The sequence below is a fragment of the Paenibacillus allorhizosphaerae genome (assembly GCF_042659105.1).
Lineage (GTDB): Bacteria > Bacillota > Bacilli > Paenibacillales > NBRC-103111 > Paenibacillus_G > Paenibacillus_G allorhizosphaerae.
In genome coordinates, this window is record NZ_JBHSRV010000005.1 from 206,660 (window position 1) to 231,279 (window position 24,620).

At 50.6% G+C, this 24,620-nt stretch carries 28 protein-coding genes and 1 riboswitch; of the genes, 20 read left to right on the plus strand and 8 right to left on the minus strand.

Annotated elements, in window-relative coordinates; translation table 11 throughout:
* Window positions 1-6: 6 nt before the first annotated feature.
* Entirely contained in the window at window positions 7-852 is an 846-nt protein-coding gene (locus tag ACFQI7_RS19935; protein WP_218100406.1) for an SPFH domain-containing protein, read from the minus strand.
* Window positions 853-1,074: 222 nt separating this feature from the next.
* Between ACFQI7_RS19935 and ACFQI7_RS19940 the strand changes: the two genes are divergently transcribed.
* The 4 genes from ACFQI7_RS19940 to ACFQI7_RS19955 all read left to right on the plus strand — a co-directional run bounded on the left by ACFQI7_RS19940 (window position 1,075) and on the right by ACFQI7_RS19955 (window position 4,404).
* Window positions 1,075-1,419 (plus strand): thioredoxin family protein, encoded by a 345-nt coding sequence (locus tag ACFQI7_RS19940; RefSeq protein ID WP_218100220.1) that lies wholly within the window; start codon window positions 1,075-1,077, stop codon window positions 1,417-1,419.
* A 224-nt stretch (window positions 1,420-1,643) separates the two neighbouring features.
* Window positions 1,644-2,591, plus strand: coding sequence for a COX15/CtaA family protein (locus ACFQI7_RS19945; RefSeq protein WP_218100221.1), 948 nt, complete (start codon window positions 1,644-1,646; stop codon window positions 2,589-2,591).
* A gap of 233 nt (window positions 2,592-2,824) precedes the next feature.
* Window positions 2,825-3,562, plus strand: coding sequence for a Cthe_2314 family HEPN domain-containing protein (locus ACFQI7_RS19950; protein WP_218100222.1), 738 nt, complete (start codon window positions 2,825-2,827; stop codon window positions 3,560-3,562).
* 62 nt (window positions 3,563-3,624) lie between these two features.
* The gene (locus ACFQI7_RS19955; protein ID WP_218100223.1) at window positions 3,625-4,404 is read left to right on the plus strand and encodes an SDR family oxidoreductase; all 780 of its coding nucleotides are present in this window, start codon (window positions 3,625-3,627) and stop codon (window positions 4,402-4,404) included.
* Window positions 4,405-4,507: 103 nt separating this feature from the next.
* Here ACFQI7_RS19955 and ACFQI7_RS19960 read toward each other — a convergent pair whose 3' ends face one another.
* The gene (locus ACFQI7_RS19960; protein ID WP_218091713.1) at window positions 4,508-4,756 is read right to left on the minus strand and encodes a NifU family protein; all 249 of its coding nucleotides are present in this window, start codon (window positions 4,754-4,756) and stop codon (window positions 4,508-4,510) included.
* Between the two features lie 79 nt (window positions 4,757-4,835).
* Here ACFQI7_RS19960 and ACFQI7_RS19965 point away from each other — a divergent pair, with 79 nt between their 5' ends.
* Window positions 4,836-5,090 carry a YuzB family protein gene (locus ACFQI7_RS19965; RefSeq protein WP_218100224.1) on the plus strand — a complete coding sequence of 85 codons (255 nt, stop codon included), beginning with the start codon at window positions 4,836-4,838 and terminating at the stop codon, window positions 5,088-5,090.
* Window positions 5,091-5,096: 6 nt separating this feature from the next.
* Here the strand turns inward: ACFQI7_RS19965 and ACFQI7_RS19970 are convergent, their stop codons facing one another.
* Window positions 5,097-6,161, minus strand: coding sequence for an NAD(P)/FAD-dependent oxidoreductase (locus ACFQI7_RS19970; RefSeq protein WP_218100225.1), 1,065 nt, complete (start codon window positions 6,159-6,161; stop codon window positions 5,097-5,099).
* Window positions 6,162-6,191: 30 nt separating this feature from the next.
* Window positions 6,192-7,295: an aminofutalosine synthase MqnE gene (mqnE, locus tag ACFQI7_RS19975; protein ID WP_218100226.1), complete on the minus strand. Its 1,104-nt coding sequence runs from the start codon at window positions 7,293-7,295 to the stop codon at window positions 6,192-6,194.
* Between the two features lie 413 nt (window positions 7,296-7,708).
* Here mqnE and ACFQI7_RS19980 point away from each other — a divergent pair, with 413 nt between their 5' ends.
* From ACFQI7_RS19980 to sda, 6 genes are all read left to right on the plus strand, one after another.
* Window positions 7,709-7,915, plus strand: a complete 207-nt coding sequence (locus ACFQI7_RS19980; protein WP_218100227.1) for an aspartyl-phosphate phosphatase Spo0E family protein — start codon at window positions 7,709-7,711, stop codon at window positions 7,913-7,915.
* Between the two features lie 81 nt (window positions 7,916-7,996).
* The gene (locus ACFQI7_RS19985; protein WP_218100228.1) at window positions 7,997-8,359 is read left to right on the plus strand and encodes a HesB/IscA family protein; all 363 of its coding nucleotides are present in this window, start codon (window positions 7,997-7,999) and stop codon (window positions 8,357-8,359) included.
* A 153-nt stretch (window positions 8,360-8,512) separates the two neighbouring features.
* A complete protein-coding gene (locus ACFQI7_RS19990; RefSeq protein WP_218100229.1) occupies window positions 8,513-8,692 on the plus strand; it encodes a hypothetical protein in 180 nt (59 codons plus the stop codon).
* Between the two features lies 1 nt (window position 8,693).
* Complete coding sequence (locus ACFQI7_RS19995; RefSeq protein WP_218100230.1) at window positions 8,694-9,059, plus strand: hypothetical protein; 366 nt, start codon at window positions 8,694-8,696, stop codon at window positions 9,057-9,059.
* Between the two features lie 59 nt (window positions 9,060-9,118).
* A complete protein-coding gene (locus tag ACFQI7_RS20000; protein WP_218100231.1) occupies window positions 9,119-9,436 on the plus strand; it encodes a hypothetical protein in 318 nt (105 codons plus the stop codon).
* A gap of 250 nt (window positions 9,437-9,686) precedes the next feature.
* The gene (gene sda, locus ACFQI7_RS20005) at window positions 9,687-9,842 is read left to right on the plus strand and encodes a sporulation histidine kinase inhibitor Sda (protein WP_218100232.1); all 156 of its coding nucleotides are present in this window, start codon (window positions 9,687-9,689) and stop codon (window positions 9,840-9,842) included.
* A gap of 188 nt (window positions 9,843-10,030) precedes the next feature.
* On the opposite strand, the gene ACFQI7_RS20010 is transcribed toward sda, so the two are convergent.
* The gene (locus ACFQI7_RS20010; protein ID WP_218100233.1) at window positions 10,031-11,017 is read right to left on the minus strand and encodes an NAD(P)/FAD-dependent oxidoreductase; all 987 of its coding nucleotides are present in this window, start codon (window positions 11,015-11,017) and stop codon (window positions 10,031-10,033) included.
* Window positions 11,018-11,436: 419 nt separating this feature from the next.
* On the opposite strand from ACFQI7_RS20010, the gene ACFQI7_RS20015 reads away from it, so the two are divergent.
* Together ACFQI7_RS20015 and ACFQI7_RS20020 are read left to right on the plus strand one after the other, a co-directional pair.
* Window positions 11,437-12,627, plus strand: coding sequence for an NAD(P)/FAD-dependent oxidoreductase (locus ACFQI7_RS20015; protein WP_218100234.1), 1,191 nt, complete (start codon window positions 11,437-11,439; stop codon window positions 12,625-12,627).
* A 2-nt stretch (window positions 12,628-12,629) separates the two neighbouring features.
* The gene (locus ACFQI7_RS20020; RefSeq protein ID WP_218100235.1) at window positions 12,630-12,896 is read left to right on the plus strand and encodes a hypothetical protein; all 267 of its coding nucleotides are present in this window, start codon (window positions 12,630-12,632) and stop codon (window positions 12,894-12,896) included.
* 397 nt (window positions 12,897-13,293) lie between these two features.
* Here ACFQI7_RS20020 and hemQ read toward each other — a convergent pair whose 3' ends face one another.
* Complete coding sequence (gene hemQ / locus ACFQI7_RS20025; protein WP_218100236.1) at window positions 13,294-14,040, minus strand: hydrogen peroxide-dependent heme synthase; 747 nt, start codon at window positions 14,038-14,040, stop codon at window positions 13,294-13,296.
* 221 nt (window positions 14,041-14,261) lie between these two features.
* On the opposite strand from hemQ, the gene ACFQI7_RS20030 reads away from it, so the two are divergent.
* From ACFQI7_RS20030 to dnaI, 3 genes are all read left to right on the plus strand, one after another.
* A complete protein-coding gene (locus ACFQI7_RS20030; protein ID WP_218100237.1) occupies window positions 14,262-14,546 on the plus strand; it encodes a YuiB family protein in 285 nt (94 codons plus the stop codon).
* A gap of 140 nt (window positions 14,547-14,686) precedes the next feature.
* On the plus strand, window positions 14,687-16,192 hold the full coding sequence (locus ACFQI7_RS20035; RefSeq protein ID WP_218100238.1) for a replication initiation and membrane attachment family protein: 1,506 nt from the start codon (window positions 14,687-14,689) through the stop codon (window positions 16,190-16,192).
* Window positions 16,193-16,236: 44 nt separating this feature from the next.
* On the plus strand, window positions 16,237-17,190 hold the full coding sequence (dnaI, locus tag ACFQI7_RS20040) for a primosomal protein DnaI (RefSeq protein ID WP_218100239.1): 954 nt from the start codon (window positions 16,237-16,239) through the stop codon (window positions 17,188-17,190).
* A gap of 193 nt (window positions 17,191-17,383) precedes the next feature.
* On the opposite strand, the gene ACFQI7_RS20045 is transcribed toward dnaI, so the two are convergent.
* Window positions 17,384-17,530, minus strand: a complete 147-nt coding sequence (locus ACFQI7_RS20045) for a YqzM family protein (protein WP_218091730.1) — start codon at window positions 17,528-17,530, stop codon at window positions 17,384-17,386.
* Window positions 17,531-17,717: 187 nt separating this feature from the next.
* On the opposite strand from ACFQI7_RS20045, the gene trxA reads away from it, so the two are divergent.
* Window positions 17,718-18,035, plus strand: coding sequence for a thioredoxin (gene trxA / locus ACFQI7_RS20050; protein WP_218100240.1), 318 nt, complete (start codon window positions 17,718-17,720; stop codon window positions 18,033-18,035).
* A gap of 263 nt (window positions 18,036-18,298) precedes the next feature.
* Complete coding sequence (gene uvrC, locus ACFQI7_RS20055) at window positions 18,299-20,443, plus strand: excinuclease ABC subunit UvrC (protein WP_218100241.1); 2,145 nt, start codon at window positions 18,299-18,301, stop codon at window positions 20,441-20,443.
* A 28-nt stretch (window positions 20,444-20,471) separates the two neighbouring features.
* Here the strand turns inward: uvrC and ACFQI7_RS20060 are convergent, their stop codons facing one another.
* Window positions 20,472-22,094, minus strand: coding sequence for a CPBP family intramembrane glutamic endopeptidase (locus ACFQI7_RS20060; protein ID WP_218100242.1), 1,623 nt, complete (start codon window positions 22,092-22,094; stop codon window positions 20,472-20,474).
* A gap of 229 nt (window positions 22,095-22,323) precedes the next feature.
* A riboswitch (cyclic di-AMP (ydaO/yuaA leader) is annotated at window positions 22,324-22,467 on the plus strand.
* 106 nt (window positions 22,468-22,573) lie between these two features.
* Between ACFQI7_RS20060 and ACFQI7_RS20065 the strand changes: the two genes are divergently transcribed.
* Both ACFQI7_RS20065 and ACFQI7_RS20070 read left to right on the plus strand, forming a co-directional pair.
* The gene (locus ACFQI7_RS20065; RefSeq protein WP_218100243.1) at window positions 22,574-23,926 is read left to right on the plus strand and encodes a TrkH family potassium uptake protein; all 1,353 of its coding nucleotides are present in this window, start codon (window positions 22,574-22,576) and stop codon (window positions 23,924-23,926) included.
* Between the two features lie 15 nt (window positions 23,927-23,941).
* Window positions 23,942-24,604: a potassium channel family protein gene (locus ACFQI7_RS20070; RefSeq protein ID WP_218100244.1), complete on the plus strand. Its 663-nt coding sequence runs from the start codon at window positions 23,942-23,944 to the stop codon at window positions 24,602-24,604.
* Window positions 24,605-24,620: the final 16 nt, after the last annotated feature.

The window sequence follows — 24,620 nt, forward strand, 5'->3', positions numbered from 1 at the left end:
CGCCGCTTAATACAGACTTCCCGTATTAATGACCGGATTGGCGGAACGGTCGGATACGATGGCGACAAGGAGATTGTTGATCATGGCAGCTTTGCGTTCCTCGTCCAGCTCAATGACCCCTTCGCGCTGCAATTGGGCGATGGCGAGCTGTACCATGCCGACGGCGCCTTCCACAATTTTGCCGCGCGCAGCAATAATGGCTGCGGCTTGTTGGCGCTGCAGCATGGCGCTGGCAATTTCGGTGGAGTAGGCGAGGTGCGTCAGCCGGGCTTCGAGCACTTCCACGCCCGCGACGGACAAGCGGTCCTGAAGCTCGCGGCTTAGCTCGAAAGCGACTTCGTCGGAATTGCCGCGCAGCGAATAGCCTGCTTCGTCAAAAGAATCGTAAGGGTATTTATTGGCCACGTGGCGCAGGGCAGTCTCGCTTTGAATTTCGACGAATTGCTCATAGTTGTCAACGTCGAAAGAAGCTTTGGCCGAATCGACGACGCGGAAGACGACGACAGCGGCAATTTCGATCGGGTTGCCTTCAATATCATTGACTTTCAGCTTGGTGCTGTTGAAGTTGCGTACGCGCATAGACAGCTTCTTGCGGAGAGAAAATGGAACCGTGAGCCATAAGCCGCTCTCGCGGATCGTTCCGGCATAGCTTCCGAAGAAGGTAACGACTTGCGCTTGATTCGGCTGCACGACAGTGACGGAGGAAATGAATAAAGATGCGATGATCAGCAGCGCCACTCCTGGAATCGGGGCCGAGCCGGGGAGCAGCAGGATGAAACCGAGAACGTAAAGGGCAGCGATAAGCAATACACCCAAGTATCCGTTAACTTTCCATGCATTTCTTTCTTTCATCATGAACCAGCTCCTTTAGTATGAGATCGATTGAATATCTTTTCGATATAATTATGATATGACTTTTTCAAAATAATGTAAACTGTAATAAATGCCCATTTGCATCGTTGATCTGATACATCGCGAACTCCACGCTGCCGCTTATTGACAGAAAGGGAGCGCAGTGCTATAAGTTGGATAAGTCGCAAACCTTATACAAATCGAGAAGGACGGTGCTTTTCCATGGAGAAAGTGACTACGGAAGAACGTTTCCGCGAAATCGTCGGCGGCTCGAAGCCGACCGTTGCCGTATTTAAAACAACCTGGTGCAAAGACTGCCATTTTATCGAGCCGTTCATGCCGCAGATCGAGGAGGCTTACCAAGATCGCCTCCAGTTCATTCATATCGACCGGGATGACATGCCGGACTTGTGCTCCGAACTGAATATTCTGGGCATTCCGAGCTTTATCGTTTTCCGCGAAGGGCAGGAGCTGATCCGCTTTGTCAGCAAGCTGCGCAAAACCCGCGATGAAATCGAAGAATTTCTGAACCGCGCCGTCGAAGTGGCAAACGCCTTGAGCAAATAATAGGAAGAGATCCAATCCGTCGCTGCTGATTGCAACGAAAATGAATCGCGTATAATAAGGAAATTCCCCTGTCCGACACAATTTCGGCAGGGTTTTTGTTCTTTCATGGCTTTGTAACATTTCCGCATGGATTTGCCTGACGTTAATCGTTATAATGTTACTAAAGTGATCGGCCTTGTCTTACTTTGTCGATCAAATGCACACAAAGCGGGTGACTACGCTTCATGACAATGCATCGTTGGCTCAAACGTTTCTCCTTTGCCAGCATGATCGGGATGTTTCTCATATTGCTGATGGGCGCTCTTGTGACCAAGACCGAATCCGGCGCCGGTTGCGGCGACGATTGGCCTCTTTGCAACGGTAAATTCATTCCGGCCTATACGATAGAATCGATGATCGAATACAGCCACCGTTTCGTGGTGGGGATCGTCAGTTTAATCTTGCTTGCGACGATGATTCTTGTGTTTATGTACAGCAAGCGCAAAGACGCCAGGTGGTATATTAGCGGCGCGATGTTCTTTACGATGCTTCAGGCCGTTCTCGGCGCGCTTGCGGTCATTATGCCGCAGTCGTCGCTCGTAATGGCTCTGCATTTCGGATTCTCATTGCTGTCGTTTGCCTTTACGCTGCTGCTCGCTCTCGTATTTACGCGATTCGGAGAATCGATGCAGCGAAGCAACGGAACCACATTGACCAAAGGGGTCCGTGTGGCAATATGGAGCGTTCTGGTATACTGTTACGTCGTCGTATATTTGGGCGCTTTCGTGCGTCACACGGAATCGCTCGGCGGGTGTATCGGCTGGCCGCTTTGCAACGGTCAAGTAATTCCCGAACTTACCGGAGCGACGGCGATCGTATTCGTTCACCGGGTCGCGGCCGCTATTCTCGGAATTACGGTTCTTCTGCTCTTCCTGGTTATTCGGACGCAGGCTCGTTCGGACAGCAGTCTTTATCAGGCGACGCGGTTGTCTTTGATCTTTGTCGTCCTGCAAATCTTGAGCGGCGGCTTTGTAACATTGGCCATCGGTTACGATGTGTACCTGCTGGCAAGCTTGCTTCACACCTTGATTGTTTCATGTCTGTTCGCCATGCTGTGTTACTTATCGATCACGTCCCTGCAATCGGCGGAGCGATCCAATGTTCAGGCTTACGCGGCTCCAAGGCTGCCGTAAGCCTTTTTTATTTTGAAGGGAGCACCATTATTCGCCGCATCTGTGCTGTCCGGAAGGGCTGTTCGATGACGGAAACCGGGTGCGACGGCGGGCACAAGCCTTAATGTTTGTACGACATGCGCTGCGGATAAGCTGCGGATAATACGCCCCTTTCGAGGGGCTTTGTTTGTTATAAAAAACCGGAATCGGTTATACTTAACCATACAATAACCGACGATCGGGGAGGACTGTTTATGTTAAGAGCTCTTTTCGGCGATCAGCCGAGGCGGGCTTCCGGCCCGCTGCAGGACGCGTTCCATGCGATCAACAAATATATGAACAGTTTATCTTTGATCCCATCGGACAAACAGACGCCGTGTGAGCGGCGTTTCATTATTTTGAGCCAAAGTCTCATTCGGGCAATCGATGAAATGGAGCAAAGCCAATATGCCGCCGTACGCTTCGGACAAAAAGTAAAGAAGCGCTACGTCGACCAGATGTCGCAAGAGGAAAAGGACGATTACCATCGCCATCTTTATTTTTACAGGAACGCCTTAATTCGACTATTCGCTATATTGGACAAGCTGGGGTATTTTATGAACGAGCGGTTAGCGCTGCAAACGGAGCGGATCAAGTCCCGCTTCTCCTATTTCACCGTGCTGCGGAAAATGCACGAGCACCGGCTTTACACCGATCTTGAGCAGCAATTATTCGAGCAGAAAATGAAGTATAAAGATGCGGTCGCCCGTCTGCGAAACGAACGCAATATGGAGATTCATACGATCAATGCGGATTTGCTCGACGACCTGATGAAGGCAGCGGAGGCGAAGTACGGGGAGCGGGTGAGGATAGAAACGGACAGTATCGGCAGTCATCTTGACGATTTAGAGCAAGGCTGCGAGATGACGCTGCGGGCAGTCACCATCGTATTCCGCTACCTGATGAAGAACCCTGCCGCGGCCGGCGCTAAACCGCCACATCGGCAAAGTTGAATCCGTCTGACGCTTGCACTATACTTTGAAGTATAGTCAGGGAGAGAACCGGGAGGAAGCAGATGGAGCAACGACGTAAGGTGGCGCTTATTACCGGAAGCGCTAAGGGGCTAGGCAAAATGACCGCCATCCGGCTGGCGGAGCAAGGCTGCGACATTGTCATTAATTACGTCCATAGTGAGCGGGAAGCCGGCGAGTTATGTGAGCGCATTCAGCAGCTAGGCGTGCAGTGTATCGCCGTTCAAGGCGACGCGGCCAGTTACGACGATATGAAGCGGCTTGTCGAAGTAGCGGTTCAGTCGTTCGGGACGATCGACATTCTAATTAATAACGCCGGACCATTCGTTCGGGAACGCCGGCTTTTCAGCGAGTACCGTCCGGATGAAATTCAGTATCTTATGCAGGGCAACTTGGTAGGCGTCATGTATTTGGATCAATTGGTCATTCCTTTTATGCGAAAGAGCGCATGGGGAAGAATTATTCATTTTGGCTTCGGGCACGCGGCCGAATCTCGCGGATGGCCGCATCGCGCCGTCTACGCCGCAGCCAAGGTCGGGCTTGTTTCCTTCACCAAAACGCTCGCCGTCGAAGAAGCGGCGAACGGCATCACCGTCAACATGATTTGCCCCGGAGATATTAAAGGCGCCAATAAGGAGAAAACGATCGTGGAGGCCGAGCATCTCACCGATGATGAGTCGCCGCGCGGCCGTCCGGGCACCGGAGAGGACATTGCAAGGGTCATCGCCTTCTTATGCGAAGAGCGGTCCGATTTCATCACCGGCAATATAATGGACGTCTCCGGCGGTCTCGATCCGATCCGTGCCATTATCGGAAACAAATAAGCGTAGTGTATGACAATTGTGCGACCACGGTTCGAATTCAATGATAAAAAAGCCCCGTACCTTCGCAAACATTGCAGAAGGGTACAGGGCTTTTTTCACCGTATTAAAATACTTGCATAACTTCTTGAACGCCTTCCACTTCTTCCAACAGGGCGCGCTCGATGCCGGCTTTGAGCGTAATGGTCGAGCTTGGGCAGCTGCCGCATGCACCCATCAATTTCAGCTTCACGATGCCGTCCTCGACGTCCACGAGTTCCACGTCTCCGCCATCGCGCTGCAGGAATGGGCGCAACTTATCTAAAACTTCAAGCACCTCATCATACATCGTGCTTTGCTGTGTGTTCTCACTCATTTGCATCATCTCCCTTCTATAACTTATTATATTACAATACAATTAAAAATAAAATGGTTTGCAAGGTGGCATGCGAGCGATGAGACCGATTATCGAATTTTGTACGAACAATATGCATCACGGAACGGAACAATTGTTCAAAAAGCTCGAGCAGAATCCGGATTACGACGTGATCGAATACGGCTGTCTGGGCAATTGTGGCGAGTGCTTCATTTTGCCGTACGCGCTTGTGAACGGGGAGATCGTAGCCGCGCCTACCGTGGAAGAGCTGGAGGGCGCGATCGACCGGAAAATAAAAGAGATCGAAGCGATGCTCGACCTCCTTGGAGATTAGTCGTTCTTATCCGAGATGCTTTTTCGACATCCAAAGTACGCCGCTTTTCAGTGCGCGCGGCACCATGCCGAGCATGACGGTGCGTTTGCCCATCATACCGAAGCCGCATTTTTTACCGAGTGATCCAAGAACTCCCTTCAGCTTGATTTTGCCAAGCCGGGGAGTTTCGTTTTTCCAGACAGCCTGCAGCACTTCCGCTACTTGCTTGCCTTGGGCTTCAGCCGCTTGTCCGCTCGGGGAGAAGGGGAGCGCCGCACAATCGCCGACCACATATATATTCGTGTAATCCGGAAGCTGATGGTATTCGTTAATTACCAGCCGCCCTTGATTGTCTTTGGGCAGATTCAGATTTTGGACGATCGGGCTTGGCTGAATGCCTGCGGTCCAAACGGTCGTGTTCGTTTCAATCAGCTCCTGCCCGTTGTGAAGCACGCCTTGCTCGAGGCGGCAGAGCGATATATGCGAGCGCAGCTCGATATCATGCTCCAGCATCCATTCACGGACGAATCGCTGCAGCTTCTCCGGGAATGGAGACAGCACGCTGGCTCCCCGGTCCAGGATGCGGATATTGAGATCCGTACGGCTTTCCCGAAGCTCCGCCGCTACCTCAACGCCGCTAAGTCCGCCCCCGACAATCGTCACCTGCCCGTAAGGCATAATGTCGTTGACGACCTGATACGTTTTTCGCGTAGACGACAGCGTCTGAATGCTGTGGGAAAATTGCTGCGCTCCCTCGATGCCGTGATATTTGTCCACGCAGCCTAGAGCGATGACGAGCCAATCGTATGCAAGCGGATCGTCGTTCTCGAACATAATCAGTTTCCGTTCGGGATCGACGGTTGTTACTTCGCCGTATTTCAGGATGAGCCGGGGATCGACGGGAAATTGCACGCGAATGTCAAGATCCGATACCGTTCCTGCGGCTAGCGCGTAATATTCCGTTTTCAGACCTTGATAAGGCATCCTGTCGATTAGAATCATCACGGTGTCCGAAGGCAGCTCGCCGTCCAGCAGTTCTTTAGCAACCGTGAGGCCGCCATACCCTCCGCCCAAAATTACAAGTTTCTTCATCACAAGGCAAACCCTTTCTATGCTGCGGAATTAATAAACCTTGATTTCGTTGTAAAAGGTATCGCGCTCCACCGGAATCCGGCCTGCGCCTTTGATTAGCCATACCAGTTCGTCCCGGGTCATGCCTTCCGGCGATTGCGCACCCGCGGCGTGGCTGATCCGTTCCTTAATAATCGTACCGTGCGCATCGGATGCGCCGAATGTAAGCGCCATTTGGGTAAGCTGTACGCCCAGATTGATAAAGTAAGCTTTCACATGCTGAATGTTGTCGAGCATGAGGCGGCTGATAGCAATCGTCTTTAAGTTATCATAGGCCGATACGCGCCGTTTGATTCCGGCGTCTACGCTTGACGGCTGCAATGAATTCGGGATGAATACCATAAACCCGCCTGTTTCGTCCTGCAATTCGCGCAATTGGATCATGTGCTGGATCCGTTCTTCCAGCGTTTCGATCGCACCGAACAGCATGGTCGCATGCGTCTTCATGCCGAGTTGGTGCGCCGTGCGGTGCACGTCAAGCCATTGTTCCGTCGACGCTTTGTCTTTCAGTCGCATTTTTTTGCGGTAGCGGTCGGACAAGATTTCCGCTCCGCCTCCAGGCAGCGTGCTCAGTCCCGCATCCATCAGCGTCTGCAGAACCTCTCTATAGCTTAACCCGCTAAGTCTGGAAAAAAACTCAATCTCCGCCGCAGTGTGCGCTTTGATCGTGACGTTCGGGTAGCGTTCTTTCAAGCTGCGAATGTTATCGACATAATATTGGAAAGGCACGTTTGCGTTATGACCTTGGGAAATATGAAACTCGCGCAGGTCGGCATGGTAGTGCTGGTCGATATATTCGAACATTTCCTCGGGCGTTAGCGTATAGGCGCCTTCCTCGCCTTCATCGCGGCGGAAATGACAGAAGGCACAGTGCTCCTCGCACACGTTGGTGAAATAAAGGCTCATGTTGTCGACAAAAAAAACTTTTTTGCCGTTTTTACGCAGATTGACCTTGTTCGCCAGTTGGCCGACGGTGAGCAAATCATCCGATTCATATAAAAACACGCCATCCTCAAGAGTCAACCGTTCGCCATGTTCCACTTTTTCCGCGATTTCGGCCATACGAAGTTCCGATGGATTCGTTGCGATACTCATAAAGCCACCTCCATAAACGATTATTGCGCCCTTGAGTATGGCAGGGACGCATATACAGTAATACTTTCGAAACATAATAATGATAGAGTGTAAACCGCCTAGCCCAGCTAGCCCAGCAGCAACTATGCAGCTCGACCGCCTTCTTCGGTGTATGCAGCATGCTTTGAAGCTGTGAAAGCTTGCACAAGCGTATGTCCGAAAACACAACACACCCTATTATAAACCTCATATCAAGAGGGGGCAATACATCGCGCAACAAAAGCGTTTTCAACTCGGGAAAAAGAAGTTGATACAACATGATGTATAAAAATATTGCAGATTCCGGCTGAATTTTGCTGAATTCCTATTTCTTTTGTCAGTACAATCTAGTATAATTTTACATTGAATCTTCGTTAACAGGCGGTGCAAAGTTCTTGGGTTCGGTATCCTCCGATTCGCACTCTGTCATTTCAGGCGAAATTGAAAGAGTCCGCGAACAAATGGTAAGACTCGGTGATCAATTCGGATTGATGCATCCTGAAGTACAGCGGTGCAGCCAGCATCTGGACGTCCTGTTGCTGCGTTTTTATGAGATTAAACAGCGCGTAAAAGAGGCGGCTACTCTTGAGGAGCGGCGTTAGAAGGAGTATACTTAAAGACAGAAGCTTTTGTCTTAAGCTGTGCTTCTTTTTTTTATATTCAACTATAGGGAGGTCCTACACATGATTTCGATCAGCGAATCGGCTAGCGATAAAATCAAAGAAATGCTCGCGGCAGAACAAATGCCGAACTTGTTTCTGCGGATCGGCGTGAAATCCGGCGGCTGCAGCGGATATTCTTATGGAATGGGCTTTGACGATAACGAGACGCAAGATGATAAATCGTTTGAAATTCATGGGCTGAAAGTGGTTGTGGACAACGACAGCTCGAAATATTTGTACGGCGTCGAGATCGACTACACCGATTCCGGCATGGGCGGCGGCTTCACCATTCACAATCCTAACGCCGTAGCTACTTGCGGGTGCGGCTCCAGCTTCCGTACGAAAGAAGAAGACGCGGCGCAAGCTCAGCCTTGCGAGGATTAAGCGTATAAATGAAGTAAAGACTCTAGATTGAATGTAGGGTTCAGAATAACGACCTCCTGGCGGAAGTTCCGCTCGGGAGGTTTTTGTTTTGGCTATGTAACTTTATAAGCCTCCGCTGCGTCTATTTTTGTAAAATCATGAAGGATGATCCCGATGAAAATATACAGCATATGCATCGTGCTCATCGTTTGCGTCGCTACTTCAAGCGGCTGCAGCGGCAGCGCCCCTGAGAAGCTAGCTGAACGGCCCGATCGGGCGCTGCTCCCGCAGACAAATACGGAAACGAAAGGAACGCCCCTTCGTCCCATCGACTACTCGGGAGCAGCAGATTAACTTGATCGCCGCGAAATCGAAAGAAGCGGGTCTTGCAAAAGTGTATATCCCGAAGAAGACAGCCGTAGAAGATAACCCTCTATTGGATATGAAAGTGCTAAGCAACAGAGCTCTGGAGCTGCAATATAAATATATGACGGTGATCCAAAGCGTCAAGACGTTCGAGGAAGTGAAGGAAGCGACCGTGAAAAAGGTTGAGTTGGCAGGCGGCATCCATGGGGAATGGATAGGTGACAAAGCCGGCTTGCCGAAAAATCGACTGTTTCGATTTCAAATCGACTCATGCTATATCGTGCTGGAGGATATGAGGAATTTGCCGGAGAGGGAAGTGCAGGCGATAGCCGAATCATTTGCTCTATTGAGGTAAGGGGGCGCGATAAGGTTGGCGCAGGAGAAAGACGATCATGTCTAGCGGGGGGAGAAAGGATGATCTTTTTGCGCAGATTTACATTTTGGTTCGCAGCGGCAAGTCTGTGCATATGTCTGAACAAATATGGGGGAAATGACGACAGCAACATCCTTTTGGTCGGCTTGAACCCTGTCTTGAATGCCATTGCTTATACCGAACCGATGCGGCACTGGATTTTCGATTATGGAAATGTGCCGCACCCGGAGAACAGTGCAAGCATCGGGGTTCGCTTCCCTGCGTATATGCTTCATTTGATGTCTTTCGTGCTGATCGGAGCGATCATTGATTTACTCATCCTCAAGCTGCGGACGAAACGGGTGAGCAGCAGCAGTTAAGCCGAAAAAAAATGCTTTTCAATTCATGATCGATTTCCATATTTTGATTACTCTTTTTTATCAAATTTTGCATGTGAATGACTGTGTATAACTTTGTCCACATAACCCACCGCATAAACATCCATAATTCTACAGTTATCAACAAACTGCTAACAGGTTATACACATTGTTTTGTGGATAACGGAACGCTTGTTCTATTCATGACGCCATGTTAATATAATTTTAAATTACAGGACAAGGTGGTCCCTGAATGAAATTTATAAGTAATGAAATGTTAGTGGATTCTTATCTCAAAGCCGTCAGCTTGAAATTGGAGCAGGATTTTGTCGAATTATTGCTGGAAGAAATCAGACGCCGGCAAATCAACTTGGATTATTACAAAAATGGCGGAGCCCAGGTCAGCTGACCGGGCCTTTTTTTTGTTCCGGCATCATGTGGATAAAAAGAAACCAGGCATTCAACCATCCACAATCGCTGCAACGTTTGCGGTTATGCCGCCAAGTTGTCAACAGTGGAAAGAGAAATGCCCGGATGAAATGCCGATTTATTCAGAAAATTTGCGGAATTATGCACATCTTGTGCATATGTGCCCGGTTACAGCTTCATGTTGCTGCTATGTCCTGGGGATAGCTTAGCCGTAGGATCAATGTATACCTTCGCGTTGTTGATAGCCGTAGGCGCTTCGCCGAAGCCGACTGCGATCAGTTTGAGCTTGCCCGGATAAGTCGTAATGTCGCCGGCTGCGAAAATCCCCGCTACATTCGTTTCCATACGGGAGTCGACGATCAGCGAACCGTTGTCGATTTCCAGACCCCATTCGGCGATCGGACCGAGCGAGGAAACGAAACCGAAATTAACGATGACGGCATCGACGTCGATCACTGCTTCTTCTCCGCTTTTGCAGTCCTTCAGCGTCGCTTTTTCAATGAAAGATTCCCCGTGCAAAGCCGTAATTTCCTTCGGCGTCAATACTTCTACCTTGGAGTTCATCAAGTTTTCTACGCTGTGCTCATGAGCGCGGAACTTGTCGCGGCGATGAATCAGAGTTACTTTCTCCGCGATCGGCTCCAGCATTAATGCCCAGTCAACCGCAGAGTCGCCGCCGCCGCTGATCAATACTTTTTGCCCTTTGAAAATCTGCAGATCGCTTACGAAGTAATGCAAATTTTTCTTCTCATATTTAGCCGCTTCCGGAAGCTCCAGCTTCCGCGGCTCGAAGGCGCCGACCCCGCCCGTAATGATGACCGCTTTGGACAGGTGAGTTCCTTTATCCGTCGTCACCTGGAATAGCCGTTCGTCTTTCTTTTCCACTTTCAATACTTTTTCTTCCAAGCGAATGTCGATCGGAAAATGTTTCATCTGCTGATCCAGATTGTTGACGAGCTCTTGCGCCGTTACTTTTGGAAAGCCGGCTACGTCATAAATATACTTTTCCGGGTACAGGGCTGCGAGTTGTCCGCCGAGCTGCGGCATGCTCTCGATTAGTTTGACCGACGCCTGGCGCATCCCGCCGTAAAACGCGGCGAACATTCCCGCAGGACCGCCGCCGACGATAATAATATCAACCATTTCCATACTCATGTAAGTAAAGGACACCTCCGTGACTTGTTTATCCACTATATTATAATCGTACCGACTGTTTATGAAAATAAAAATTACATTTTCATGCGAGCAATTTAATTGATGATGCCGATAAAGTTTTTGTATGAGAAGAGCCAGGTAAACGCGTTGTCAAGCAAGTCTCGCTGCGCTGCAAATTTTTCCTTCCATTAATGCAAAATAACGCTTGCCTTTTAAGGCGTATCATTATATCATTCTTTTAAATTGGATAAAACTGTGTCGATAATGAAACACGTTTGGCATTGAATGTGCTTATATTAGTATTAGCCAGAGAGAAAATGAAGGATTCAAACGATTCTTGGCAAAGTTTGTGTATTTTTTCACATACTGCTGTTTGAGTCCATGGGATAAATAATTTACGGGATGGAAGGGATACAACCATGAGTCGAATTCCAAGAATCGTCATTTTGGGAGCAGGGTATGGAGGCATTGTCACGGCTCTCCGTCTGCAAAAACAGCTGAATTACAATGAAGCGGATGTAACGCTGGTCAACAAGCATGACTACCATTACATTACGACTCATCTTCACATGCCCGCGGCCGGAACGGATAAACCGGACAATGCGCGTGTGAACATCACGAAGCTGATTGACGAATTTAAGATTGACTTCGTTAAATCTACTGCCGTTCAAATTCGTACGGAGGATAAGAAAATCGTGCTGGAAGAAGGGACGCTCTCTTACGATTACCTGGTCGTAGGACTTGGCGGAGAGCCCGAAACGTTCGGCATTCCGGGGCTCAAGGAATACGCGCTGAATATTCGCTCCATCAACAGCGTACGCTATATTCGCGAACATATCGAGTACCAGTTTGCGAAGTATAAGCGAGAGCCTTCCTGTACGGATCTTCTGACTTTCATTGTCGGCGGAGCCGGGTTTACCGGAATTGAGTTCGTCGGCGAGCTGGCGGACCGGATCCCGGAGCTGTGCAAAGAGTTCGACGTCGATCCTTCCCTCGTAAAAATATATAATATTGAAGCCGCTCCGACCGCATTGCCGGGCTTTGATCCGGAATTGGTCGAGTACGCGATGAACGTGCTTAAAAATAAAGGCGTCACATTTAAAATTGCAACGGCGATCAAAGAATGTACACCGGAAGGCGTTGTACTGGCTACGGGTGAGGAAATCAAATCTGCTACAGTCATCTGGACCGGCGGTATACGCGGAAACCATATGCTGGAGGAAGCGGGCTTTGAAACGATGCGCGGACGAATCAAGGTGGACGACTATCTCCGTGCACCGGGTCACGACAACATTTACGTACTTGGCGACTGTTCCATCGTCATGAGTCCGGAAGGCCGTCCGTATCCGCCAACCGCGCAAATTTCGATGCAGCAAGCGGAAGTGTGCTCACATAACCTCGTATCCCAGATTCGCGGTTCCGAACTGAAGAAATTCGAGTTTAAACCGAAAGGAACGGTGGCTTCCCTAGGACGCGGCGAAGCGATCGGTATCGTCGGCTCCCGAAAGATCAAGGGCGGCGTCGCCTCGGTGATGAAAAAAATTATCGATCTTCGCTATCTCTACATTATCGGCGGAATTCCGCTTGTGCTGAAGAAAGGCCGATTCTAACGATGAGACATTGCAGCGTTCAAGTCCGCGGACTGTTGACCAGAGAAGAGCTCGACCGTTACAACGCGCTTATGGACGTCGGGCATTATCTGGAAACGCAGAACCGATACGACCTAGTGTATACTGTGCAAAAAGAAATCGACACGTTGATTTTACCCGCCATCGAGCGTCTGAAAGAAAAGTCTCGTCAGCGCGACCGGGACACCGAGTTGTATTTGCGGCAAAAAGAAGCCGGGTTTTCGGACATGGACGATGAAGACGAAGATTAAATCATCGGGAATAAGGGCGTATGGCAGAGGCTGTTACTTTGCTGTACGTCTTTTTTTTCGTATTGGTGACGGAGGCGTTCAAGCGAATTGCGAACAAATAAAAAGGCTGTGCGCGGAATCGTTACTTGCCGATTGTGAAGCGAACGATGCCGCAGCCCCAAGCGATAAGAAACAAAGATAGATAAATGCCGATGCAGAGAAAATCCCAGAACCAATAACCGGTAGTAAGCATACAAACCGTCTCCTTGATTGAAGTAATCGAAGTAATGGCATTTATTTGTAATATTTATATTACTATAGCGGAAAATACGAATCAACCGCATCCATCGCGCGAATAAAAAAAGGATAAAACGGCGCATGGTGTGCTGACCGCTTTATCCTTTTTAAATGTACATTTTTACAGACGAAGCATCGCTTCCATCTTTTGTTTATCGAGCAGGTTACCTACATAGAAGTCGCCGAAGTCACCGAAACGGGCGCTCGTTTCATCGAAACGCATTTCATGAACGATCTTCTTGAATTGAAGCGCATCTTCCGCGAACAGCGTAACGCCCCATTCCCAGTCGTCCAGACCGATGGACCCGGTGATGATCTGCTTGATCTTGCCGGCATAATTGCGGCCGATCATCCCGTGGCTGCGCATGAAGTTGCGGCGCTCTTCCACGGAGAGCATATACCAGTTATCATTGCCTTCACGACGCTTGTTCATCGGATAGAAGCACAGATGTCTCGCTTTCGGCAAAGCCGGCTTGAGACGCGCGACAATCTCGGGGTCTTCCATCGGATCTACGCCCGGTTTCGCCATATAACCGCCGAGCTCGACGATGGACACGTAGGAATACGTTGGCACCGTTACTTGGGCGAAGAGCGACTTGTTGAACTCGGTTTCGAGCTCATTCAGCTCTTCCAACGTTTCGCGCAGGTGCATGAACACGAAGTCGGCTTTTTGTCCGACGATCGAATAGAACGCCGTGCTGCCTTGCTTTTGGTCTTCGGTTTGTTGGTACTTGCCCAGCAAGGAGTACAGCTCGTCCTCCGCTCGGTTTCGTTCCTGAGCCGTCAAGCTTTTCCAAATATTCCAATCGATTGCGCGGAAATCATGCAGGCAATACCAGCCTTCCAATGTATGTACAGCTTCACTCATGGCATTCCATCTCCTTTTATTACGCTTTGCGGAAGTTTTCTTCATTGTAGCGAAATCGGGTGCAAAGGGCAAATGATAGAGTCCGATTATAGAAGAAACTTGCGCCTTAACGCATCATTCCGTTCAATAACCGTTCACTTTACCAAAGGCTCGATTTTATTATAATATAGATAAGATAAAGCTTTTGCACGTTCGTCTACTTTTGAAAGGAGCGGTTCGTTTTGCTGCAGTTGATTATCGTTACCGTGCTGTTGTTCGTGCTGTTTTTCGGGCTCGGTTTTATTTTGAACATGCTGATGAAAACAACCTGGTTTCCCATATACGGTTATATTGCCTTGGTGATCGGCCTTGTCATTTATTGGGGTTGGGGGACAGGGTCTCTCGCCTCCAACTTGGCTGAGTATTCGGTCTTTGATTACGTGCCCGCCGTGGGCGGACTGATCGGAGCAATCTTAAGCGGATCGACGATCCGTTCGCTTCGCCAAAAAGGCTTCAGGATGTTTTAACTAAACGCTGCAAGTCGAGGGCTCAGCCGAATTCGGCCGGGCCTGTTATTTATTTTACAGCAAGCTTTTTCTTCTCCCGCCCTATCGATTAATGTGGTAAAATGGAGAAACACTCGAATCACGGATGGAGTTTTGCACGAATGCGGATTACGAATATGCTCCACTTTTCCGAATATCACCGCTTTTATGTCGGACGGGATTTTGCGCTTAGTACGATGGACTACAAAATGCTCAGCAGCGTGTACCAGCCAATGATCGGCGCGTATGCAATCGGGATATACCATACGCTGTTTCAACAGCTTCCGGCGGACAAGGTCGGATTCTCCGCCGTCGAGCAGCAGCGCAAGCTGTTCTTGGCGCTCGAGCTCGAATCCGGAGAGCGCGGACGGAAGCTGTTCATCGAGCAGACGTCGCGGCTGGAAGCGGTCGGTTTGCTAAAGACGATGCGCCGGTTTGCCGAAGCGTCGGAAGATTACGTATACGAATATACGCTGTTTGCACCGCTGATGCCTGTTGAATTTTTCAAAAACCAGCACCTGACGCTACTGCTGCGGGATAAGGTCGGTAAGTATGCCGTCTTCGCGCTTCGCGACGAGCTGGTGCAGAACCCGGCGGAAGAGCTGAAGGACGCGAATTCCGAAAATTTGTCGGTGCCGTTCTACGAGCTGTTCCGGCTCAACACGCAGGTGATCGATTATGAATTGGAACGGGCGTTTTTTGAATCGGCCGTTACGAAGCCTGAGGGGGAATCGAAACCGGACGTGACGAATAAGGGTTTTCAGTATGCCGACATCATTATGCATTTCCCGAGAGAGTCGCTGAACCGCGAATATGTCGAACGGTTGAAATACGAATCGGAGCAGCTGGCGACGATCAATTTTGTGGCCAAAAAATACAATTTATATCTTACCGACGTTTGCCGGCTACTTGACGAGGATGGCGTATTCAACGAAGAGGGTAGAATCGTGCTGGAATTGCTGCAGCATAAGGCGAACCAGGTATTCCGTCAGGACAAAAAACGCACCGACGATCGCACCCGGCTGTTGGCCAAGCTTGCCGAGCAGGGCGTCGTGAGCGACGAATCCGCTTCGTCCGCCTTGAAGGATAAGGTTGTCGAGATGGAGTTTTACCTCGAGGTGCCGGATTTGTTCCAAGGAGAATGCAATCAGCACCAATACAACTACATTTTGCGGAATGAGCCGTATACGTATTTGCTGGAAAAAATTTTTTCCAAAGGCTCGGTTCCCGACGGTTTGCTGGATACGCTGGCGAAGGTCGATTTGAATTACGGCTTGAAGGAAGAAGTCATTAATGTCCTGATTCATTTTATTTATACGAACAAACGGTCATGGTCCAAAACGTCGATCGAATTCAGCGTGACGGATATGCTCGGCAAGCAAGTCAGTTCGTTCGAGCAGGCCGTCACGTATATTCGCGAGCAGATGATGTACCAGGAAAAGAAATCTTCCCGCGGCACGCAGCAGAGCGCGGCGGGTTACGGCAAGGCGGGGAGCCGCGGAGGCGTGCGCGGGCGGCAGAAGCCCGTGATCCCGATCGTGCAGGATGCGCCGTCCGCAAGGCAGCGAACGGCGGCGGAACGGGAAGCACTGCGGAAAAAAGCACAGCAGCTCGACGGCAAAATATAGCGGCACGGACCGTCTGCACATCATGAGCTAAGGGAGGTTCGGTTATGGAATCGTTAGGAGCGCTGCTGCGCGGCGGAATGCAAGGACGGAAGCTGCTGAAGCAGGCCGAGGATAAACTGCACGAGGTCGCTTCCAATCCGTTGATTGCAAAGCTCCGCGCAAAGCACCCGGAGCTTGACAACGAGACGATGAAACTGAATTTGAACAAACTGCATCAGTACGTGACGGAGTTCAATAACTGCACCCACTGCCCCGGACTCGACCGCTGCCCGAACGATTTGGAAGGTCATTATACGCTTCTTTCGGTTGAGCCGGGGGAAGACCGGACCCGGGTGTTCGACCAGAAGGTCGCGTGCAAAAAGTATTTGGCCAAAGCGACGCAGGATGCGGTGCGCAGCCGGATTCGCAGCTTCTACGTCGACGAGCGGGCGCTTTCGCAAGGGTATTCGTCCCTTGAAATATTGGACAAGGACCCGGAACGGGAGGAAGCGGTCGGGCAAGTGATCGATTACATTTTCAAAATGCGGGAAGACGGCCTGCAGAAGAACGGACTTTATTTGGCAGGCCAATTCGGAACCGGCAAAACGTTCTTGATGTGCTACATGCTGTACGAGCTTGCGAAGGACGGATACACCGGGGCGATCGTGTACATGCCCGATTTTGTCGAAGATTTGAAATCGATGTTCGACGAGCCGCTGAAGCTGAAGGAAACGATCGATGTGCTGAAAGAGACGGATCTTCTCGTATTCGACGATATCGGAGCTGAGAATTTGAGCCCGTGGCTGCGCGATCATGTGATGGGGGCGATCCTCAACTACCGGATGAACCGGAAGCCGACGTTTTTTACTTCCAACCATGATCTTGACGCGCTGGAGAAGCATTTCAGCTTTACGAGCAAGGACGGAGACGAGGATTACAAAGGACGGCGCATCATGGACCGGATCCGGCCTTTTGTCGAGACGGTGTCGGTGAACGGTCATAATAAGCGGGGACGATAGACGTTGTGGTTGCATGCGGATACGATAGGTAGAACCGTCGACGGACATGGCACCGGACGGTTCTTTTATTTATGAGCGAGTGCCGGCGCACGATTTTTCGGATGCGTCATTGTGTATCGGCCATTTCGTTGAGCGACAACGTAAAAAAAGCCTTACCCGCATCATCGGCGGATAAGGCTCTTCTTGTTTCTCATCATCTCATTGCAATCGTAATGATCGTGGCCACGATGGCGATCACGAACAAAACTGCAAAAAAGACGCCAAAGCCCATTGCAACGTCCATTAAGTCGTCGCGTTGTTCCTCATATACGTGAAGCTCCGGATGTTTGGAATCGGTCATCGGAATCGTTCCTCCTTAATGCGTGCCAGTTCATCTTATTATGATTAGTATACCCAACTTCCCGAACAATTGTAAAGGACGGGAAAAGTGACAATTGTGCAAACTTTGGCGCGGTTGAAAAAGGACCTCATTGTGGTATACTTTACATGTTGACTCTTATTATTCGTCAAAAAAGGAGATATGAATCATGGCTATCGTAAACGTAACTGACCAATCCTTCACGAATGAAGTGGAAGGCTCCGGTACGGTTCTTGTAGATTTCTGGGCACCTTGGTGCGGTCCTTGCAAAATGATCGCTCCGGTGCTGGAAGAGCTTGATAAAGAAGTAGGCGACAATTTGAAAATCGCGAAAGTGAACGTGGACGACAATCCGGAGTCCGCTTCCCGTTTCGGCGTAATGAGCATTCCGACGCTGATCGTGTTCAAAGACGGCCAGCCGGTGGACAAAGTGGTGGGCTTCCAGTCCAAAGACGCGCTCAAAAACGTAATCGGCCGCCATCAGTAATGTGGCGTGGCAACTGCCAACGTTACGTTGCAACGGTTGCAAAATGTTGACAACCGGCAATGCTAATCGTACATTGCAAGAGTTGCAAATTTGTTGACAACCGGCAACGTCGTTCCTTCGTTGCAACGGTTGCAAATTTGTTTGACAACCGGCAACATTGTTCCTCCGTTGCAACGGCTGCAAATGGCAGATGAGAAAAAGCTCTTTTTCTGGTATTCTGGAAAAAGAGCTTTTTTGTCGCGGAAGGGGAGGGGAGAAGCCGCATGTCTATTTTCGAAGGGGATAACGAACGGAAGAAACGGCTGGAAGCGATCAAGACGAAGCTGTCGCTTGTGCCGGAGCAGCCCGGCTGCTATTTGATGAAAAACCGCGAGGGAACCATCATTTATGTCGGTAAAGCCAAAGTGCTGCGCAACCGGCTCCGGTCTTATTTTACCGGAAGCCATACGGCCAAGACGCAGCATCTCGTTAGCGAGATCGTCGACTTTGAATATATCGTTACAGCCAGCAACGTCGAGGCGCTTATTTTGGAATGCAATTTGATCAAAAAGCATCATCCGCGCTATAACGTGCTGCTGAAAGACGACAAGTCGTTCCCGTACATTAAAATTACGAATGAAACGCACCCCCGGTTGGAAGTGACCCGCAGGGTGTTTAAAGATAAGGCGAAATATTTCGGTCCTTACCCGAACGCTTTCGCCGCGCAGCAAACGAAGAAGCTGCTCGACCGGCTGTACCCGCTCCGAAAATGCAAGACGCTGCCGGACCGCGTATGCTTGTACTATCATTTGGGCCAATGCGTCGCTCCTTGCGAGTATGAAGTGGAGCGGGAGACGTACGATAAAATGGTGCAGGAGATCAGCCGGTTTCTGAACGGCGGACACGATGAGATCAAGCAGGACCTGACGCGTAAAATGCAAGAGGCCGCGGAAGAACTGAACTTCGAGCGCGCCAAAGAGTTCCGCGATCAGATTGTCCATATCGACGCCGTGATGGAGAAGCAAAAAATCAATACGTCGGACATCGTCGATCGCGACGTTTTCGGCTTTGCCGTGGAAAAAGGGTGGATGTGCGTGCAAATATTGTACATGCGCCAAGGCAAGCTGATCGAACGCAAAGCAACGATGTTCCCGTATTACGGCGAGGCGTACGAAGATTTCCTGACGTTCGTCACGCAATATTATAGCGATAACCCGGCACTGCCGAAAGAAATCTTCATGCCTGCGGGCGAACAGGACACGGCTGCGACCACTGCTGATTTCACGGGAGATCAAGCGAGCGGCTTGGGGGAGATCGCGGCGGGTGAGGGCAAGGTAGAACGCATGGATGCGGCGGATGATGGACGCAAGGCAGGCAGCGGGACGGATATTGCCGCGGAGCAGAACACGGTGAGCGATACGTTGGAAATGCAAGCGGACATTTTGTCGGAAGCGGTAGCAGAAGACGATGCCGGCAAGCCGTCCGAGGCGAAAGCGGATGTCAAAGAAGCGCTAGAGAGCTGGCTGAAGGTGAAAGTGCATTTCCCGCGACGAGGTTTGAAAAAAAATATGGTAGGGATGGCCTGCGACAATGCGCGGGTGGCGTTGGAGGAGAAATTCCGCCTCATTGAGCGGGATGAGGAACGGACGATCAACGCCGTAGAAAACTTGGGCGAATGGCTCGGGATCGGCACCGTTCATCGGATCGAGGCGTTCGATAACTCCAACATTCAAGGCTCGTCCCCGGTCTCGGCCATGGTCGTATTTACGGACGGCAAGCCGGACCGGAAGGAATACCGCAAATACAAGATTCGTACCGTAAAAGGGCCGGACGACTATGAGACGATGCGCGAGGTTGTACGCCGAAGGTACGAGCGCGTCTTGAAGGAAGGGCTGCCGATGCCCGATCTTGTCGTCATCGACGGAGGCCGGGGACAAATTTCCGCAGCGGTCGACGTGCTGGAGAACGAGCTTGGCCTGTATATTCCCGTTTGCGGCTTGGTGAAAGACGCGAAGCATAAGACGGCGCAGCTGATGATCGGAGATCCGGCGGAAGTCGTGCCGATTCGGCGGGACAGCCAGGAATTTTATTTGCTGCAGCGCATTCAGGAAGAGGTTCACCGCTTCGCCATCACGTTTCATCGGGAGACGCGCGGCAAATCAATGACAATTTCCTTGCTCGATTCCATTCCGGGCATCGGAGAGAAACGCCGCAAGGCGCTGCTTAAGCATTTCGGCTCGCTGAAAAAAATAAAAGAGGCTGCAGTCGAAGACTTTAAGCCTCTTGGCATCGGAGAAAAGCTGGCTTCGCAAATATTGCAGGCTTTAACGTCTCCGAATCCGGATCAGCCGGAAGGTGCAGCGGATCAAACGGAAAACGATACGGTTTCGGACGGAGAAGCCGTGGAAACGTTAGAGGCAGACGTGTAATACGTCTGCCTTTTTGTCGTGCATTTGGTTACCGCGGCACCGGCCGGTAACGGCCGCCTGAATAAGTGCGGTGCAGCCAAGATAGCAGCCAGCCGATGAGCGCCGGAACGGCCAAGTAAACTATGCCGGTCAGCACCTGCAGCGGCTCGCCCATGTACATGAGCGACAGCCCCATCAAAATGCTGTCCATGGCGGCATGGGCGAAAATAACGGTGAGGAAGCCGTAGCGGAGGAAAGCCCATCCGAATATTAAGCCGATCACGGTTACTTCCACGAGCCGGGTATATACCGGATATATCGGATATTGCGTATGACTTGCGGCCCAGATGACGCTCGGCAGCAGTACCGCCAGAAACCGGTTGCGTGTCAGTTTCAGGAACAGCGCGATGCCGAACAGCCTGTAAACCGCTTCTTCCGAGATCGCCGCGGCCCACGCCATCAGCGGGAATAAGGCGGGATATACCATGTTGTACACGGAATCGGCCGGGTCGCTGACAGCCCATACATCGAATGCTTCCCCGGCGGTAAAAAGCATCACCTGCTGCAATCCGAGCAGAAATAAACAAAGCATATAGCCGCGAATCATGGCCGTTCGCACATGATCTCCGAATATTTGATCCTTCCATACGGGCCATGCGCTCCATCCATGGTCCAGCCACATATGCCGGCCCGCGGAAAGCGTGAAATACGTCGATAACCCCATCAAGAACACGAATATGTTGACAAACCACAAGTAGAATATGGCGCCCGCTTCCGTCGGTCCGCTGCCGTGGGTTGTCCGGAATGCAGGCATCATGTTGAAATTGTTGACGATGTACACGGCGAGAAAGAGAAGAGTTAATATAAGGCCTTTGGAAAATCCGATTTCTTTGCGGTAGCGAATGACGATCCAAATCGCCACTATCGTCATCATGAGCGATACGAGCATGCTGATGCGGGTCATGAGCGCAGACTTGTCGTCTTGGGCATTTTTCCATTCGCCGTACGAGCCGGGAATCGAAAAGGCGGGACGAAATGCTGTCGTCTGGCCGCTTTCGACCTTCATCACGAGTGCCAGCTTTGCATCCCCGATGGATTCCGATTTGCTCTTGAACATAAATGAACCGTTAGCGGAACTGTCTTGTTCCACCACAAAAGCCGCCGGGTTATAGCCCATCTCGGCTATCGTTTGTTCCAGCAGCTTGGTCAAGTTCGTCTCGGACGGGCTCACGCTGTTGGTTTTCGCCGCCGCGGGCTTGTTCCGCTCAAAGCCGATCACGGCTAGCGTGTTGTAGTTTACCGCAATAAAATAGTTCATGCCGGACGCGCGATCGTTAATTTCGACTTCATAGTAGTCGAGCGGGAAGCGTTTGCCGTATTTTTTTAAGTAATCGTCGTACAAATGCTCTTTCTGCAAATAACCGCTCCGCGTCGTGTACGATTGATACAGCGTGCTTGTCTCGACGTCGCTCGAAAGCCGGAACCGGCTTTCCGCAAACTTCAATGCGGCGTCGGCTGCCTGCTGCTTCGTCACGGACGGCTTGTCAATGTTATTCTCGTCGAGCCGGTCGGCGCCCTCCATGAAAGGGGATATGAATATAACGCCCAAGTACATGATCAAACCGAGGACAGCGAGCAGCAGCAGCGAGGGTTCGGACCGTTTTCTCTGCATGGGGGGCTCCTTCTCCATTTTTATTGAATTATTTCATTATATTCATTAAACGTAGCATACATGCGCCGCGGAATTCCAATGAATTCGCGAGTGTGACGAGGATAATCGAAGCAAAGCGAAGCGCCGTATCTAATGGAGCGCTTACATTTCGTTAATATTCCTTTAATCCTGTACATTTCACTCATTTACGACTTTGTACTTCTCGCTAAACACGATTATAATTCATATCAATTGAATAAAGCCGAATTTCTTAACGAAAACGGGGGAACCATGAGTTTAGGGGTGAATTCAGCGAAGCCGCTTCAGGCCGCTGATAGGGTGACTGTACATCCGAATCCGTCAGCTAACCTCGTAGGCTTACGTTGCAATTGGCGAGGTGTGCACGCCGATGCCGTTGCAACTTTTACAGGAACCTGAAAAGACGACATTGGGTTTCCAGTGTCTTTTTTATTGCCCGAAAATCAGAGTCGAGGTGCAACATGAACGCTCCGGCAAAAAAATTTGAGCTGACGCCCCCGCAAATCCTAGTCATCGGTTTTGCGGCGATCATCCTGACGGGGGCGGTGCTGCTGTCGCTCCCCATCGCATCGGCAAGCGGAACGCCGCTGCGTTTTCTGGATGCGCTCTTCACGGCGACGTCGGCGACTTGTGTGACCGGTCTGGTGGTTGTGGATACAGGAACGTTTTTCTCCAAGTTCGGGCAGGTCGTCATTATTTTATTGATCCAAGTAGGCGGTCTTGGATTCATGACCATGTCGACGCTGTTCGCTTTCATGCTGAAGAAACGAATTTCGCTCAAGGAACGGCTCATCTTGCAGGAAGCGATGAACCAGGGAAGCATGGAAGGCATCGTCCGGTTAATCCGGAAAGTCATCCGCTATTCATTGACCATTGAATTTATCGCCGCCGTCGTCTTCTCGATTCGATGGTCGATCGATCTTGGTCCCGCCAAGGGTATCTACTTCGGCATATTTCACGCCATTTCTTTTTTCAACAACGCCGGGTTTGACTTATTCGGCTCTGTTACCGGCCCTTTCAGCAGCCTGACGTATTACGCCGATGATTTTATCGTTAACTTCGTAGCGATGGCATTGATCGTGTTGGGCGGCATCGGTTTTGTCGTCATCTCGGATTTGCTGGAGTTCAAGCGGAACAAACGGCTTTCGCTCCATTCCAAAGTTGTGCTGAGCGCAACGGGCATTTTGATTCTCGTCGGGGCTATAGTCATCTTCGTCTTTGAATTTTCCAACACGAAGACGGTCGGCTCGCTCAACTGGTACGGAAAGCTGCTCGCATCGTTTACGCAATCGGTTTCTCCGCGTACGGCGGGGGTCAACACGGTTGACCTCGCCAGCTTGCGGCAGGCGACGCAGTTCTTCATCATTATCCTGATGTTCATCGGCGCTTCGCCGGGTTCTACCGGGGGCGGAATCAAGACAACGACCTTCTCGGTGCTGATCGGCGCGATGATCGCGATGATCCGCGGCAAGGAAGACATCGTATTTTTCCATTATCGCTTTGGCAAAGACCGCATCTTGAAGGCGATTACGCTTACGATGATCGCGCTGTTCCTCGTCATTACGGTAACGATGCTGTTGTCGACGACGGAGGATCATTCGTTTCTGGTCATCTTGTTTGAGGTCACTTCCGCTTTCGGCACCGTCGGTTTGTCGCTCGGGCTGACGCCGGACTTAAGCGATTTCGGCAGAGTATTGATTGCCCTAACGATGTTTGCCGGTCGTCTTGGTCCGCTGACGCTTGCTTATGCGCTCGGTCCGAAGGTGGAGAAAGAATTATACAGGTATCCCGAAGGAAAAATTACGATTGGATAGGGGAAAAGAGAAATTATGAAACGTGGTCAGTACGCGGTCATCGGATTAGGAAGATTCGGCTCGAGTTTGGCGAAGGAGCTCGTCGATCTGGGGTATGAGGTGCTTGGCATCGATCGGGACGAAGAATCCGTTGATGAGATGAGCGATCAGCTCACGCATGCGGTCGTGGCCGATGCCACCGATGAAGAGGTAATCCGCTCACTCGGCATCCGCAATTTCGATTGCGCCGTTGTCGCCATCGGCGACGATATGCAGGCTAGCATTTTGACGGCCATCTTGCTGAAAGATATCGGCGTCAAAACGGTTGTGGCGAAGGCGCTATCGGAGCTGCACGGCAAAGTGCTGACGAAGGTGGGGGTTGACCGCGTGATTTATCCGGAGCGGGATATGGGGATTCGCGTAGCGCATCAGTTGGTATCGCCCAACCTGCTTGATTATATCGAGCTTTCGAACGAATATTCCATCGCTGAGATATCCGTTCCGAAGCGGCTGTCCGGCCGGTCGCTCGAAGATTTGAATCCGAGGGCGCGGTACGGCTGCAGCGTTGTAGCCATTAATAAGAAGAGCGGGGTTATAATTGCTCCGACCGCCAGTGATATTGTGGAAGAAAAAGATGTGATGGTCATTATCGGGACGAATGATCAAATCGAATCGTTCGAGCATGAAGTGAACCGTTAGTCTGTAATGATAAACG

Bases quoted from the DNA above. Each gene is read 5' to 3' on its own strand.
- ACFQI7_RS20000 (WP_218100231.1), top strand. From the start codon at position 9,119: ATGATCTTTTTGCGCAGATTTACATTTTGGTTCGCAGCGGCAAGTCTG.
- mqnE (WP_218100226.1), bottom strand. From the start codon at position 7,295: ATGAGTATCGCAACGAATCCATCGGAACTTCGTATGGCCGAAATCGCG.
- ACFQI7_RS19985 (WP_218100228.1), top strand. From the start codon at position 7,997: ATGATTTCGATCAGCGAATCGGCTAGCGATAAAATCAAAGAAATGCTC.
- ACFQI7_RS20035 (WP_218100238.1), top strand. From the start codon at position 14,687: ATGCGGATTACGAATATGCTCCACTTTTCCGAATATCACCGCTTTTAT.
- ACFQI7_RS19970 (WP_218100225.1), bottom strand. From the start codon at position 6,161: ATGAAGAAACTTGTAATTTTGGGCGGAGGGTATGGCGGCCTCACGGTT.
- ACFQI7_RS20045 (WP_218091730.1), bottom strand. From the start codon at position 17,530: ATGACCGATTCCAAACATCCGGAGCTTCACGTATATGAGGAACAACGC.
- ACFQI7_RS19955 (WP_218100223.1), top strand. From the start codon at position 3,625: ATGGAGCAACGACGTAAGGTGGCGCTTATTACCGGAAGCGCTAAGGGG.
- sda (WP_218100232.1), top strand. From the start codon at position 9,687: ATGAAATTTATAAGTAATGAAATGTTAGTGGATTCTTATCTCAAAGCC.
- hemQ (WP_218100236.1), bottom strand. From the start codon at position 14,040: ATGAGTGAAGCTGTACATACATTGGAAGGCTGGTATTGCCTGCATGAT.
- ACFQI7_RS19940 (WP_218100220.1), top strand. From the start codon at position 1,075: ATGGAGAAAGTGACTACGGAAGAACGTTTCCGCGAAATCGTCGGCGGC.
- ACFQI7_RS19950 (WP_218100222.1), top strand. From the start codon at position 2,825: ATGTTAAGAGCTCTTTTCGGCGATCAGCCGAGGCGGGCTTCCGGCCCG.
- ACFQI7_RS19965 (WP_218100224.1), top strand. From the start codon at position 4,836: ATGAGACCGATTATCGAATTTTGTACGAACAATATGCATCACGGAACG.
- ACFQI7_RS20015 (WP_218100234.1), top strand. From the start codon at position 11,437: ATGAGTCGAATTCCAAGAATCGTCATTTTGGGAGCAGGGTATGGAGGC.
- trxA (WP_218100240.1), top strand. From the start codon at position 17,718: ATGGCTATCGTAAACGTAACTGACCAATCCTTCACGAATGAAGTGGAA.
- ACFQI7_RS19960 (WP_218091713.1), bottom strand. From the start codon at position 4,756: ATGAGTGAGAACACACAGCAAAGCACGATGTATGATGAGGTGCTTGAA.
- ACFQI7_RS19935 (WP_218100406.1), bottom strand. From the start codon at position 852: ATGAAAGAAAGAAATGCATGGAAAGTTAACGGATACTTGGGTGTATTG.
- ACFQI7_RS19945 (WP_218100221.1), top strand. From the start codon at position 1,644: ATGACAATGCATCGTTGGCTCAAACGTTTCTCCTTTGCCAGCATGATC.
- ACFQI7_RS20010 (WP_218100233.1), bottom strand. From the start codon at position 11,017: ATGAGTATGGAAATGGTTGATATTATTATCGTCGGCGGCGGTCCTGCG.
- ACFQI7_RS20020 (WP_218100235.1), top strand. From the start codon at position 12,630: ATGAGACATTGCAGCGTTCAAGTCCGCGGACTGTTGACCAGAGAAGAG.
- ACFQI7_RS20065 (WP_218100243.1), top strand. From the start codon at position 22,574: ATGAACGCTCCGGCAAAAAAATTTGAGCTGACGCCCCCGCAAATCCTA.
- uvrC (WP_218100241.1), top strand. From the start codon at position 18,299: ATGTCTATTTTCGAAGGGGATAACGAACGGAAGAAACGGCTGGAAGCG.
- ACFQI7_RS20060 (WP_218100242.1), bottom strand. From the start codon at position 22,094: ATGCAGAGAAAACGGTCCGAACCCTCGCTGCTGCTGCTCGCTGTCCTC.
- ACFQI7_RS19990 (WP_218100229.1), top strand. From the start codon at position 8,513: ATGAAAATATACAGCATATGCATCGTGCTCATCGTTTGCGTCGCTACT.
- ACFQI7_RS20070 (WP_218100244.1), top strand. From the start codon at position 23,942: ATGAAACGTGGTCAGTACGCGGTCATCGGATTAGGAAGATTCGGCTCG.
- dnaI (WP_218100239.1), top strand. From the start codon at position 16,237: ATGGAATCGTTAGGAGCGCTGCTGCGCGGCGGAATGCAAGGACGGAAG.